Annotated in this window: 9 protein-coding genes; 3 read left to right on the forward strand and 6 right to left on the reverse strand. The window is 53.3% G+C overall.

Annotated elements, in window-relative coordinates; translation table 11 throughout:
- From AC0LWN_RS04470 to AC0LWN_RS04480, 3 genes are all read right to left on the reverse strand, one after another.
- Complete coding sequence (locus AC0LWN_RS04470; protein ID WP_474663389.1) at positions 1-1,791, reverse strand: cache domain-containing sensor histidine kinase; 1,791 nt, start codon at positions 1,789-1,791, stop codon at positions 1-3.
- Positions 1,788-3,383 (reverse strand): response regulator, encoded by a 1,596-nt coding sequence (locus AC0LWN_RS04475; RefSeq protein ID WP_474663390.1) that lies wholly within the window; start codon positions 3,381-3,383, stop codon positions 1,788-1,790. The genes AC0LWN_RS04470 and AC0LWN_RS04475 overlap by 4 nt, the downstream gene beginning before the upstream one ends.
- Before the next feature lie 147 nt (positions 3,384-3,530).
- Positions 3,531-5,909, reverse strand: a complete 2,379-nt coding sequence (locus AC0LWN_RS04480) for a beta-galactosidase (RefSeq protein ID WP_474663391.1) — start codon at positions 5,907-5,909, stop codon at positions 3,531-3,533.
- Between the two features lie 217 nt (positions 5,910-6,126).
- On the opposite strand from AC0LWN_RS04480, the gene AC0LWN_RS04485 reads away from it, so the two are divergent.
- On the forward strand, positions 6,127-7,023 hold the full coding sequence (locus AC0LWN_RS04485; RefSeq protein WP_474663392.1) for a helix-turn-helix domain-containing protein: 897 nt from the start codon (positions 6,127-6,129) through the stop codon (positions 7,021-7,023).
- 320 nt (positions 7,024-7,343) lie between these two features.
- On the opposite strand, the gene AC0LWN_RS04490 is transcribed toward AC0LWN_RS04485, so the two are convergent.
- Both AC0LWN_RS04490 and AC0LWN_RS04495 read right to left on the reverse strand, forming a co-directional pair.
- Entirely contained in the window at positions 7,344-9,083 is a 1,740-nt protein-coding gene (locus AC0LWN_RS04490) for an ABC transporter ATP-binding protein (protein ID WP_474663393.1), read from the reverse strand.
- Positions 9,080-10,819 carry an ABC transporter ATP-binding protein gene (locus AC0LWN_RS04495; RefSeq protein WP_474663394.1) on the reverse strand — a complete coding sequence of 580 codons (1,740 nt, stop codon included), beginning with the start codon at positions 10,817-10,819 and terminating at the stop codon, positions 9,080-9,082. Before AC0LWN_RS04495 ends, AC0LWN_RS04490 begins: the two co-directional genes overlap by 4 nt.
- A 160-nt stretch (positions 10,820-10,979) precedes the next feature.
- Between AC0LWN_RS04495 and AC0LWN_RS04500 the strand changes: the two genes are divergently transcribed.
- Positions 10,980-11,846: a LysR family transcriptional regulator gene (locus tag AC0LWN_RS04500; protein ID WP_474663395.1), complete on the forward strand. Its 867-nt coding sequence runs from the start codon at positions 10,980-10,982 to the stop codon at positions 11,844-11,846.
- 16 nt (positions 11,847-11,862) lie between these two features.
- Entirely contained in the window at positions 11,863-12,303 is a 441-nt protein-coding gene (fosM, locus tag AC0LWN_RS04505) for a FosM family fosfomycin resistance protein (protein ID WP_474663396.1), read from the forward strand.
- Positions 12,304-12,479: 176 nt separating this feature from the next.
- On the opposite strand, the gene htpG is transcribed toward fosM, so the two are convergent.
- The gene (gene htpG, locus AC0LWN_RS04510; RefSeq protein WP_474663397.1) at positions 12,480-14,360 is read right to left on the reverse strand and encodes a molecular chaperone HtpG; all 1,881 of its coding nucleotides are present in this window, start codon (positions 14,358-14,360) and stop codon (positions 12,480-12,482) included.
- Positions 14,361-14,442: the final 82 nt, after the last annotated feature.

The following is a 14,442-nucleotide window of genomic DNA, read 5'->3' on the forward strand; positions in this document are numbered from 1 at the left end:
TTACTTATCACTGGATTTGGGAAGCCTGATGCGCACACAGGTCCCTTCACCCGGCCGGCTTACAAAAGACAAACCGTACAGCGGTCCATAGTTGAGCTGAAGCCGCTCTTGAATGTTCCGTATACCGAAGCCGCCGGTTCTCTTGCTGGCCGTCTTGGTTAGGATTGTTGCCAGCGTCTCCTCGTTCATCCCGATGCCGTCATCGCTGATATCCACCACAAGATCGCCCTTCTCTTCGGCGGCGGACACCCAAATCGTGCCTGTCTCCGAATCCTTTTCCATAATGCCGTGCAGAATTGCGTTCTCGATCAGGGGCTGGAGCATAATTTTGGGCACCTCGCAATCCAGCAGCAGCGGCGGAATCTCAAGCGTAAGCGTAATAGCGTTGCCAAACCGCATATTCTGAATCGACACATAGGATTCCACATGCCGCAGCTCACTGTCCAGAGTGACAGTCTCACTGCCGTTCGACAAGCTAAGCCGGTAGAATAACGCCAGCCGGTCCACGACTTTTGAAATATCCCGATTCCCGGATTCAATGGCCATAATATTGATCAGATCCAGCGTGTTATACAGAAAATGCGGATTGATCTGCGCCTGAAGCGCTTTCAATTCCTTATTCTTCACTTCCCGGCCCAGAGTGTAGGTCTCCTCCATTAACCTCGACACATTCTCCACCATCACATTGAAATTGTAGGTCAGCTCGCCGATCTCATCATGGTTGGCCGGAAGCGGAGCGATGCGGAAATTGCCGTTCTTGACCTTGCGCACATGTAGAATCAGCCGCCGCAGACGTTTGGTTGCCGAGCCTGCTACAATGAAGGAGAGCGCGAAGGTGACCGGAACAATGAGTGAAAAAATAAGAATAAGCCGGTTGCGCATCTTGTTGCTGGATTTCAGAATATCGGAATAAGGTACAATCATCGCCACGCTCATATCGGTCTCGGGAATCGCCTGCAGTCCGAACAATATGCGCTCTCCGCCAAATTCCAGGCGGTCTGTCCAGTAGGTGCCCATGTCGCCATCCGCCGAAGCGCGGGACACCATGTCCGTAAAATCCTTTGCCGAATAAGGAAAACCGCCGGAGGTGCTAAGTATATCGCCGTGGTCATTGAACAGCGCAACGGAGGTAGACGGAGTGGCAATGGCATGATTCAGGACGGAGCGCAGCGTGCTCTGGGAGATCTGGGCGCGTACGATGCCGTCGGTCTGCTGAATATTGTGGGCGTTCGGAATCACACGCAGCACGGATACCTTGTCACTCTCACCATCCTGAGCGAAGGCGGATGAAGGCAGCCAGGCAAACGCAGAATGCGAGGCCATGAATTCCTTGAACCATTCACTGTTCTCCACATTGCCCAAATTCATATAGTCGGGATTTTCCGTGGCTGACGCCAGCCCTTGCTTCATATAGAGCTGCACAGTTTCAATATCCGAATTGTAGCGGAATTGGCCGAGCACGCGGGCGAGCTTGTTGGCGTCCGTTCCCCACACATTGACGTCCTCATACCGTCTCGGGTCCTCGGCCACCAGCGTCTGGACGGTATCATTGAAGGAAATAAAGTTCAGCACCTCTCTGACCGTTTCCGCGCGGTATTGCAGATAGGATTTGGTCTCCTCCAGCATTTTGCGGGCCGAATACAGCGCCTGCTTCTCATTTTCATTTGCGGTCAATTGCAGATGGAGAAAGAGCAGCAGCACAAGCGGAATAATGATCACCAGCATATAGGTGGCGAACAGCTTATAGCGGATGCTGAAATCGGCGAAGGGCTTCCGGGGTCTCCATCTCATTTCGCCATCCTCTCCCGGTATTCCGTGGGCGTGCAGCCCGCATATTTTTTGAAGAAGGTCGTGAAATAGTTGGCATCGGCAAAACCGAGCCGCACCGCCACCTCGTACAGCTTCATTTCCTTGTCGAGCAGCAGCTCCTTGGCCTTCTCAGTACGCAGCGAGGTGATATATTCTTTGACCGTCCCGCCCCGCTGCTTCTTGAACAGGGAACATAGATAAGTCTCGCTCAGCGCCACATGATCGGCGATTTCCATAATCGTGAATCCCTTTTCATGAAAATGCTTGTGAATATACTGCAGGATTTCCCGCATTTTGGCGGAGGTGCCTTCCGGGCCGGGGGTGATCAGGAACAAGTCCAGAAAGGAGAGAATGTACTTCTCCATGCTTGCCAAATCGGGAATCCGGTCGATCTCCTTCCAGATATACCGGCGCTCCGTATCTTCATCTGTATCTGTGAAGCCGAGCTGGACCGCCACATCGAGAATGACCAGCAGGAACTGGAAATAGGAATCATTCAGCCGCGCGATGTCCAGATCACGGGCATGTCTTGCTTGCTCCGTCCAGTTCCGGATCAGGCTGCGGGCTTCCTCCAGCTCGCCCCGCTTCAGCAGCTCACGCAGATTCCGCACCACATTCCAGTCCGTCGCCAGCTCCCGGTTGCCCCCAAGCGAACCTGGAAAGATCAGCCTGCTGCCCTCATTGTAATAATGCAGGCTGCAAGCATCCAGTGCTGTCTGGTAGGACTCCGGAATCTCCATCCGCTGCTCCGCCGGTTCTCCGGCCCCCATGCGGAAACGGATGCCGCCGCCTATGATCCCGGCTACTTCGGCGTACAATTCCTCCAGCACACTCCGCTGATCCCGGTAGCTGCTGCCATAGGCTCCCGGCAGAATAATGATCAGAAAATGGCGGGTATCGAACCCGCAAATGCCCCGCAGCGACGCCAGCATCCCGTTCATGTTCAGCGCCCGGAGCACCGCCTCCTGCACCAGCTTGGGATCTTCGGGATATTGCGGCGGCTGCCAATACAGGGACGAGGCAATCACGGTGTACGGCCCCTCCGGCGGCAGCAGGAAGGTCTCCCGGCTCTCCAGAGCCTTCGGCACATTCGGTGATTCAGGAGCCGTAATCAGCTTGCGGACCATCTCCTGTCTCAGATAGGGCAGGCCTTCATCATACGCATCCTGGAGCTGGCGTTTCTCCAGCCGTTTCTTATTGTCCAGCTTTCTGGCCTCTACTGCGGCTTGGACCGCTTTTTGAACCTTATCCGGGTTAATCGGCTTCTCAATATAATCCAGTGCATGCAGCCGGATCGCCGACATCAGATACTCCTTGTCCGAGAAGCCGCTCAGGAACACCAGCTTGCACGAATCGTCGCTCTCCCGGAGCCGCTGCGCGAATTCAATTCCGTCCATCTTGGGCATCCGGACATCACAGAGCACAATATCGGGCCGGAAGCTCCGGCACAGCTCCAGCGCAACCAGGCCGTTCCGCGCCGTCTCCACCTCCTCAATTCCCAGTCCCCCCCAGTTGATATGCTTACGCAGCATTTCCCGGGTTCTCTCTTCATCGTCTACGATAAGCAGCTTCATCTTGCTCCCCCTTTGCTATGTCTCTTGTGCAGGCTGATCTTGACTCTCCAGAAAAAATAGCAAAAGCAGACCGCCTTGGCGGACTGCAATTGGTTCTTAGCGGACTGCAATTGAAGCATAATTGAATACAATTGATCCATCCAGGTATTATTTGGATAGCGGTTTCACCGTGAGCTTCCATTCAGGAATCAGCTTAGTCTCCCGAATTTCGGCAATCTCCTGGCCAATAAAAGTATGCTGAACCGCCATCGCGGAATCACTGCGCACCAGTTGGCCCTTCCGGTCAGGGGCGATATAGAGATCCAGCGAATGCTCTCTCAGCTCCTCCTGATGCCGAAGCAGTCCCAGCTCCCAAATGTCGCCATTCCAGAAATGGTCACCGGTCAGCCTCCCGTTAATCGACGCATTACCGACATCACCATCATAGTCAATGGCTAGGAAAAGCTCATGCAGGTGCGGATGCTCCCACACTTCCACCGGAAGGTTCAATGCTGCCTTGCGGCTGCCGCTCATTTGGCGTTCTACCTCGAAGGAAGCATCCGGCAGCTCCAGCTCATATTGTATAAATCCGTGAACATCGGCCTCCTGGCACTGGCGGATCTTGCCGAAGCTGGAAGACAACTCTTGCCGGGGCGCAGGATACATCGCAAATGTGGTGCTGCCGCTGCCCCGGCTGTAAAAGGTCAGCTCACCTTCATTTACCGTGAACGGGGTTTGTGACAAGACCAGTCTACGCTCCCCGCACAGTTCGATCTCCCATAGATTCAGTGCCTGCTCACGCGTGAGCAAATGCACAATCACCGTCTCACCGGCCAGGGTAACCGCCTTCACAACTCCGCTCTTATCCTCTGCAAAAGCTGCAAAAGCACAGCCCTCCTCATAACGGATAGTTCCATGCTCAGCAGTGATCTCCGCCAGATCGCTTTCATCAAAGCAAAATTCCGAGGACATTCCTTCAGGTGTGAAAAAGAAATACTCGGCAACGCCTTGTTTGGTGACGCAGGTGACCGGCTGAGCTGTTGCATATTTCAGCAAAAGGCCGCCCATGCGGAAATTAAAGGGCAGAATCGCCGACACGCCTTTTTTCAATCTGAATCCGCCGGATGCAGGCAGGCGCAGCGGTCCCTTGTCCAATTCGAGCTTCAAGGAAACGCCTTCATGATCCTTCATTTCTGCATGGTCCTGCACATTGTTCAGGAAAACATACCCCGAGCCATTCCGCACCCGCACGGCGTAACGCACCTGTCCGGCATCCTCCGGCTTCAGCCCTGCCGCACTATCCGGCAGCACCGTAGCCATACCGCACAGGTTCTCTCCAAAGGCGCGCGCGAAGGAGAAAATCAGCTTCAGCCGGCGGTACGATTCCCGGACCTGGCCAAATTCACCGATTGGCGCCTGATAATCATACGAAATCCGCGGATTCGTTCTTTCATTCATATAGGCATGCTTGCCGACAGGCTGGGAGCCGCCGTGGAACACGTAATAGCCGATGAAGTTGCAGCCTCCGGCGAGCTTTTGAATGCTCATCGCCTCCACCGTCTCCGGCGCTACCTGGAACCGGGCCAGATACCAGGCCTGCATCCCTCCACCCATCTCGCAGCAGGCATAAGGGTAGTCCTCCGGCGCATAGGGAGGCGCTTCAAACGCAGGGACAGGCGTGGTGTTGCTGTGATAGTCCTGGAACAAAAATTCAGTCGTTGGCGGCTGCTGCGGCTGCTCTGCAGTCACATTCCACGGTGTGTAGGCATACCCGCCATATAACGGCAGCACCTCATCCTTAAGCACCGCCGCCCCTCCCCAGCCTGTGGAGGTATACACCGGAGCTACAAGACCAGCTTCCACAGCCAGCTCTTTTAGCCGCCGCATATGCTCCTCCCCATCCCTCCCGGAAGGAATGAACTCACTAGACTGCCCGCTTGTCATTTCCCAAGGCGCACCCGCATGCATATACTCATTCTCCAACTGGATGCCGATAACCGGTCCCCCGTCCTTGAACATCAGGCCCGCTGTCTCTGCGCCGATCTGCCGGTAGAGCTTCTGCACTAATTTCAGATAGTCCTCATCATTCGAGCGGACCTCGAACGGACGGCCATACAGCCAGTCAGGCAGCCCTCCGTTGCGGCATTCCCCGTGGCAAAACGGCCCCACCCGCAGAATCACCTTCAGGTCATGTCTGGCGCACAGTTCGACGAATCTCCGCACATCCAGGTCTCCATCCCAGCGGAATTCCCCCTGCTCCTCCTCATGATGAATCCAGAAAATATAGGTAGCCACAATATTAATTCCCGCCGCCTTCATCTTCAGCAAGCCTTCCTCCCACTTGTCATGGGCAAGCCGCGAGAAGTGAAGCTCTCCGCAAATCCCAAAAAACGGGCGTCTGTTCCACTCCATATAAAAGTTCGTAAATGAGATTTCATCCCCCTGCGGGTTATGCCCGCCGAGCTTCAGCGTGCCCGGGCGGATATCCTTAGATATACCCCGCAGATCAATGCCGGGTTGGTGATTGTCTACCGTCTTTGTCATCATTCTCCGCTCCTTTGTTACATTCCATTTCTCTCTATGATATAACGGACTCTCCACGTTGACCTACCATCAAAACTTACGTTTTTCTCTAAAAATCTACTTCTAATATATCCGGGAGCAATCGCCGATCCAATTGACGAAATGCGGGATTTGATGGATTATATTCTTATCTGACATCAAAGGAACAAGCAGATAGATGGAGCACAAGGAGGCATACTTTATGGAACAAGAACCCTTCCCGAAAAAAGATGGCTTTGCCGAGGAGAAGCTGTTCGTGCTGCCCGAATCCCAGCTTAAGGCGCTGAGCGAGCATGAGCTGACCGCTTCCCTTTTCGTCAGCGATATCGGCTATTTCCCCCGCGCCGAGCATCACCTGCGTGAGCGCCCGGAGGGCTGCGACTCCCATATTTTTATCTACTGCGCCGCAGGGGAGGGCTGGGTTCAATTGGATCAAGACCGGACCATAGTGGTGAAAGAGCATCAGCTAATGGTGATCCCGGCCGGAGCGCCGCACCGCTATGGGGCCTCCGCAGCCGAACCCTGGAGTATATACTGGTTCCACCTCAAAGGCGCCCACGTCCTGTCTCTCATTCAAATGTACGGACTGGACCAAGGGCCGCTTGCGCTGCCCGTCAGCAGCGCAAGCCGTCTCATCGAAGAGTTCGGCAGCGTCTTCGAGTTGCTGATGGACCGGACTTACCAGCTTCCGGCCCATGTCCATGTCTCCCAGACTATGCGCCATCTGCTGTCCGGCATCGGGCTGCATACCGGGCTTGCTGCCGGGGACAAGAAGCGAGGGCGTTATCTGGAGCAGGCCATCGAATACATGCAGGAGCGTCTGAACAGTTCGGTCAAGCTGCCGGAGATCGCCAGGCATACCGGACTATCCCAGCAGCATTTAATCCATTTGTTCAAGCAGGAGAGCGGGTTGCCGCCGATTGAATACTTCCTGCGGATGAAGATGCAGCGGGCCGGACAATTGCTCGATCTGACCGACCTCAGCATCAAGGAGATCAGCAGCGCCGTCGGCATTGCCGACCCATATTATTTCTCCAGGCTGTTCAAGAAAATCACCGGCTACTCCCCTTCCCGGTATCGGAGTATTCCTAAGGGATAGTCTAGCCGACGGACTAGTCACGAACTTGTGGAAAGTCTGAATACCCGGGCTGAAGGCTCCAACAACGGCATTTCTGCCGTTGTTGGAGCACAAATCTGGCACGAAACCTCTAGCAACGGTATTTTGCCGTTGTTTCTACACAAATCTGGCACGAGGCCTCCAATAACGGTATTCATGCCGTTGTTTCTGCAAAACCCGGCACGGACGCTCTAACAACGGTATTCATGCCGTTGTTTCTGCACAAAAAACAGCTTCTGCCAAGGACATCATCAGATATCCAGGCTGAAGCTGTTTTCATTTTCAAATCCTATCCATCAAAGCTACACCGCCGCAAACTGGCTGTTATACAGCCGGGCATAATGGCCGCCGCTCTCCAGAAGCTGCTCATGTGTGCCGCTCTCGACGATATCGCCGTCCTTCATATAGAGAATCACATCCGCCTCACGGATCGTGGACAGCCGGTGGGCAATCACGAAGCTGGTGCGCCCGGAGATCATCGTAAGAAAGGCCTTCTGGATACGTGCCTCGGTCAGGGTGTCGATACTGCTGGTGGCTTCGTCCAGGATCAGCATCGGCGGATCGACAAGCATGACGCGGGCGATAGTAAGCAGCTGCTTCTGCCCTTGGGACAGATTGTCTCCTGAGCCGGAAATCTTCGTGGCATAACCTTCGGGCAGCCGCTTGATGAAGCTATGGGCGTTCGCAGCCTTGGCGGCGGCAATCACTTCTTCCTCTGTCGCCTCCGGCTTGCCGTAAGCAATATTATCGCGGATCGACCCGCCGTACAGCCAGGTCTCCTGCAGCACCATCCCGAAATTGCGGCGCAGGCTGTCGCGGGTAATGGAGGTGATATCTACCCCATCAATCTTGATCGTGCCGCTGTCCACATCATAGAAACGCATCAGCAGGTTGACCAGCGTTGTTTTCCCGGCCCCTGTCTGTCCGACAATTGCAACACGCGTACCCGGCTTCACTTCCAAGCTGAAGTTTTTGATCAGCGGACGCTCAGGGGTATAAGCGAAGCTTACCTTATCAAAGGTGATGGTACCTTGGCTTACGCCCAGCACATGCGCCCCTTCGGCATCCGGCGTTTCCGGCTTCATGTCCAGAATCGCAAAAATCCGCTGTGCCGAAGCCGTGGCCGACTGAAGCTGGGTGATCACACTGGTGATTTCGTTGAACGGCTTCGCGAACAGGTTCGAATAGATCAGGAAGCTGGAGAGATCCCCCACCGAGAAATGTCCCCCGATCACCAGCGCGCTGCCGATCATCGCAATCACCGAGAAGGTAATATTGTTCACCAGCCGTGTGGTTGGATTGGACAGCGAGCCGTAGAACTGCGATTTGACACCGGTTTGATACAGCTCGTTATTTCGTTCGGAGAAACGGGCAAAGCTGCGCTCCTCATACCGGTACGCCTGAACGACCTTCTGGCCCCCGACAATCTCCTCCACATAACCATTCAGTCCGCCCAGAATTTTGGCCTGCTCCCGGAACAGCTTCTGGGAACGTGTAGTAATAAAACGGGCGACATAAAAGGTTGCCGGTGCCGAGAGCAGCACAACGAGTGTCATTACCGGACTGATATAGAGCATCAAGCCGATGGCGCCGGCAATAGTCACGACCCCGGTCAGCAGTGTGGAGAAGCCCTGCAGCAATCCATCCGAGACAGCATCCATATCGTTAACGAAGCGGCTGATGCTGTCCCCTTGGGGATGGTTGTCATGGAACTTCAGCGGCAGCACGTTCAGCTTGTCAAACAGCTCACGCCGCAAATCGTAGACCGTCCGGTAGGCGATCCGGTTCGTGTAATAGGTCAACACCCAGCCGAAGAAGCCGCCGACAATGTAGACTATAGCCAGAACCAGCAGCAGCCGGAGAACTCCCTCAAAGTCCACTTGCCCCGGACCGAGCATCTTATCCACAGCGCGGCCAATCAGGAGCGGGCCTATCAGACTGGCGAGTACGCTCAGTATGGCGCAGAATACAGCGACAATGGCGATGTTCCTATGTTGTTTTGTATAGCTAATAATTCTCTTCCAGGTTGCTCCGGCATTCATCGCGCGCCCACCTCCTCACTAGATAGCTGGGACTCACAGATGTCCTGATACACTCCGCAGCTCTTCAATAATTCTTCATGTGTGCCGATGCCGGCAATCCGTCCTTCGTCGAAAACGATAATCTGCTCCGCCTGGCGCACGGTGCTTACCCGCTGGGAGACGAGCAGGACGGTTGCATCCCGGCTGTTCTCTTTCAGTTCCCGGCGCAGCGCTGCGTCGGTGGCGAAATCAAGGGCGCTGGAAGAATCGTCCAGAATAAGAATCTGCGGGCGCATGGCGATGGCGCGGGCAATGGTCAGCCGCTGCTTCTGTCCGCCGGAGAGGTTCATGCCTCCCCGGGCAACCGGAGTAGCAAGCCCTTCGGGCAGCTTCTGAATGAATTCCTCGGCCTGGGCGACAGCGGCAGCTTGCATCAGCTCATCAGGTGTGGCATCCTGCTTGCCCCAGCGGATATTGTCTGCAATCGTGCCGCTGAAAAGCGTCGCCTTCTGCGGCACGATGCCGATTCTGCTCCGCAGTTGTTCCAGCCCATAATCCTTGACGTTTATGCCATCTACCCGGATTTCGCCCTCTACCGCGTCATAGAAACGCGGGATCAGATTCACGAAGGTTGACTTCCCGGAGCCTGTGCTGCCGATCAGCCCGACCGTCTCTCCGCGCCGAATGGTTACCGAAATGTCGTGCAGCGCCAGCTCACCGGTGGTGTTGTAGCCGAACGAGACATGCTCGAAGACAATCGCCGGAGCCTGCTGATCTGCCGGTGGAAGCACTTGATTCCCTGTATCCACAACGGAAGATTGAACAGCCAGCACTTCGTTTACACGGTTGGCAGAAGAGGCAGCTTTGGTGAAAAGAATGACCAGATTGGAGACGACAATGAGCGCCAGCAGAATCTGGGTTACGTAGTTGATAAAAGCGATAATTTCACCTTGGGACAGCCGTCCGGCATCAATATGGATGCCGCCTGCCCAGAGAATGGCGATAATCGCCGCATTGACCACCAGCGTGGTCATTGGCCCCAGCCAGGCGGAAATGCGGCCGACGCGGATAGCCGTCGCCGTCAGATCCTCTGAAGAGGCATCGAAGCGCTGCTTCTCCCTGCGGCTCTTGGCAAAGGCGCGGATCACGCGGATGCCGGACAGATTCTCGCTGAGCACCAGCGCCATATGATCCAGCTTCTGCTGGTATTTACGGTACAGCGGCGAGCTGCGTGTAATAATGAAGTACAGAATCACACCAATAACCGGAGTCGCCGCGAGCAGAATCAGCGACAAACGGAAGTCGAGAATCATCGACATGATGATTGCCCCGATGCAGATGAACGGCGCGCGGATGACAAGGCGGATCAGCATCGCTACCGCAAGCTGCAACTGGTTCACATCATTTGTGATCCGGTTGATCAGCGAAGGCGTGCCGAAGATGTCCAGCTCGGCATAGGACAGCGACGAAATATGCTTGAACATCTTATTGCGCAGCGAAGTGCCGAACCCCTGCGAAGCACGGGCGGCATAATATTGGCAGACCAGCGAGCAGCCGAAGCCGAGCAAAGACATCACCACCATCAGCCCGCCCATCCGGTACACATAACCGCTGTCATGGCGGCCGATCCCGTTGTTGACGATCAGCGCCACAATTGTCGGCAGCAGCAGCTCCAGAATCGCCTCCAGCAGCTTGAAGATTGGCCCGATAATCACTTCCTTGCGGTACGGCTTAAGAAATGCGGCAATTTTGAACACAGTAATCCTCACCTAACTTAAGTAGTATGTAAAAAGCTATGAAAAATATAGAAGACCCGTTATGATTATGTCATACCTGCTTACATATTAATAATATTGGTTTCGTATCTATGCGATATGTTTTTCATATACCAACCAATCACAAACCGGAGGTTAGCTTATGGATATACGCCAGCTTAAATACTTCCTGGCTATTGCCGAGGAAGGACAAATTACATCAGCAGCAAGAAAGCTGCAAATGGCTCAGCCCCCGCTCAGCCAACAGCTCAAGCTGCTGGAGGAAGAGCTGGGAGTCAAGCTCGTGGAGCGCGGGCCGCGCAGCATACAGCTTACGGAGGCCGGGATGATCCTGCGAGAACGGGCACAGCAAATTCTGGACCTGACCGATTCCACCACCCGGGAGCTTAAGGATTTTGTCAAAGGCATATATGGCACGCTCTCCATCGGCACCGTCTCCTCTTCTGCGGCAACGCTGCTCCAGGAACGGCTGCTTGAGTTCCACCAGGTCTACTCCGGGGTTAAATTTGAGATTCATGAAGGCAATACCTACCGGATCCTCGACCTGCTGAACAAAGGCATTGTCGAAGTCGGCATCGTGCGGACCCCGTTCAGTAGTAGCGGCCTGGAGTGTGTCTATACCGCCTCTGAACCTATGATTGCCGTCATGACACCTGATTATGACTGGACCGTCGGGAAGCCGGCAATTGATATCGGCGAACTGAGGAGCAGACCGCTTATCATCTACCGCCGCTTCGAGCAGCTGATCCGCGAGACGTGCCTTGAGCACGGCTTCGATCCGCAAGTATTCTGCATGAACGACGACGCCCGCACCACCCTGCTCTGGGCCAACGCCGGCCTGGGCATCGGCATCATCCCAAGGTCCGCCTTCAACCTCGCCAATAACAGCAGCCTGATATTCAAAGAAATTGTCAGCGATTCACTGAATACCCGTGTAGCCGCAGTCTGGATGAAGGACAAATACCTGTCCTCCCTGGCTGAGAAGTTCATCGAGAACTTTCAGAAATAGCAGCATTAACAACTAAATGCTAGAGGTGATCATAGTGTCAATAAAAGGGCTTAATCATTTTTTATTTTCAGTTTCAAATCTGGAAAACTCCATCGCATTCTACAATAATGTATTTGATGCAAAATTGCTGGTCAAAGGCAGAAGCACCGCCTACTTTGATTTGAAGGGAATGTGGCTCGCCCTCAATGAGGAAAAAGATATCCCCCGCAATGAAATCAGCCAATCCTACACGCATATTGCTTTTTCAATTGAAGAAGACGAGTTGGAAAAGATGTACGAGAAGCTGCTAAAAATGAATGTAAACATCTTATCCGGTCGCCCCAGAGATATAAAAGACAAGCAGTCCATTTACTTCACGGACCCGGACGGTCATAAATTTGAGCTTCATACAGGGACTTTGCAGGACAGATTGAATTACTATAGACAGGAAAAGACTCATATGGAGTTTTTCGATTAAATAAACTGAACTTTAGATTTTTATATCCTGGGTTATGGTCATCACTACGGGGAATGTTTGGACTTCCGGCCGCTGTTCTGTTCATTTAATTATTTTGTTATTAATTTCAAAAAACCCGCCCCGGTCAGCACCGGAGACGGGTTAAGCTTCCTAATACGGGGCGCAGCCGCCGCGGATTAGATCATGATTTTGCAAATATCGTTAGTGAACTGCACTGGATCACTCACCTGAAGACCTTCGATCAACAGCGCCTGGTTGTAGAGCAGGTTCGTGTACAGGCCCAGTTTCTCCTTATCACCTTCGGCTGCAGCCTTCAGGGATTTGAAGACATCATGGTGAATGTTGATTTCCAGCACCTTGTCCGCCTGCACTTCCTGGCCGTTAGGCATCGCTTTGAGGATTTTCTCCATCTCAATCGTCAGCTCGCCTTCCGTGGAGAGGCACACCGGATGGGACTTCAGGCGTTTGGATGCCTTGACGTCCTTCACTTTGCCGGAGAGGAAACCCTTCATGGCCTCGAACAATTCCTTGTTCTCATTTTCTTCCGCTTCCGATGGCTTGTCGTCGGCATTCTCTTCAATGCCCAGATCGCCGCTGGATACGTTCTTGAATTCTTTTTCCTTGTAGGACATGATCATCTTGATCGCGAATTCATCAATATCGTCGGTGAAATAGAGAATTTCATAACCCTTGTCCGATACCAATTCGGTCTGCGGCAGCTTCTCGATCCGTTCTACCGATTCCCCGGAAGCATAGTAGATATACTTCTGATCTTCCGGCATTCTTTCCACGTATTCGGCCAGCGTCACCTGTTTCTTCTCCTTGGAGGAGTAGAACATCAGCAGGTCCTGAAGGGTTTCTTTTTCCATGCCATAGTCATTGTAGACCCCGAACTTAAGCTGTCTGCCAAAAGAGGTATAGAACTTCTCATATTTCTCTCTCTCATCCTTCAGCAGGCTCAGAAGCTGGCTCTTGATCTTGCTCTTGATGTTCTTGGCAATCAGCGTCAATTGACGGTCATGCTGAAGCAGCTCGCGGGAAATGTTCAGAGACAGATCCTCGGAATCGACCATCCCTTTGACGAAGCTGAAGTAGTCCGGCAGCAGGTCGCCGCATTTGTTCATGATCAGCACGCCGTTGGAGTAGAGCTCCAGGCCTTTTTCGTATTCCTTGGTGTAATAGTCGAACGGTGTGTTCTCTGGAATGAACAGGATCGCGTTGTAGACCACTGCACCGTCGGCACTGATGTGGATGTGCTTCAGCGGCTTGTCGAAGCCATAACGTTTCTCTGTGTAAAAGTTATTGTAGTCCTCTTCGGTCAGCTCGCTTTTGTTCTTGCGCCAGATCGGCACCATGCTGTTGATGGTTTGCTCTTCCTTGGTTTCCTCGAACTCGCCTTCGCTGCCTTCCTTCGGCTTGCTGCCGGTGATGTCCATCTTGATCGGGAAACGGATGAAATCGGAATATTTCTTGATGATGGATCTCAGGCGGTATTCTTCCAGAAATTCATCGTAGTTGTCTTCTTCAGTGTTAGGCTTGATCTTCAGCGTAATTTCGGTACCCACGCTGTCCTTCTCTGTCTGCTCAATGGTGTAGCCGTCCGCGCCTTGGGATTCCCATTTGAAGGCCTGGTCGCTGCCCAGCGCCTTACTGACTACCGTCACATCGTCTGCCACCATAAACGCGGAATAGAAGCCGACCCCGAACTGCCCGATGATGTTGTGGCCGTCCTTCGCTTCATTATCCTTCTTAAAAGCAAACGAGCCGCTGTTCGCGATAATCCCCAGATTGTTCTCCAGCTCCTCCTGAGTCATCCCGATCCCCGTATCGGAAATGGTCAGCGTGCGGCTCTCCTTGTCGGCGGTCACTTTAATGAAATAATCCTCTTTATTGAACACCAGCGCATCATCGGCGAGTGCTTTGTAATAAATTTTGTCAATGGCATCGCTTGCATTCGAAATCAGTTCCCGCAGAAAAATCTCACGCTGCGTATAAATCGAGTTAATCATCATTTCCAGCAATCGTTTGGATTCGGCTTTAAACTCTTTTTTGGCCATGAATAAATAAATCTCCTTTCAAAAATAACTTCTGGTCATTTCCGGATGATTAGCACTCCACTCTAATGAGTGCTAACACTTC

It is taken from the genome of Paenibacillus sp. sgz302115 (genome assembly GCF_056120445.1).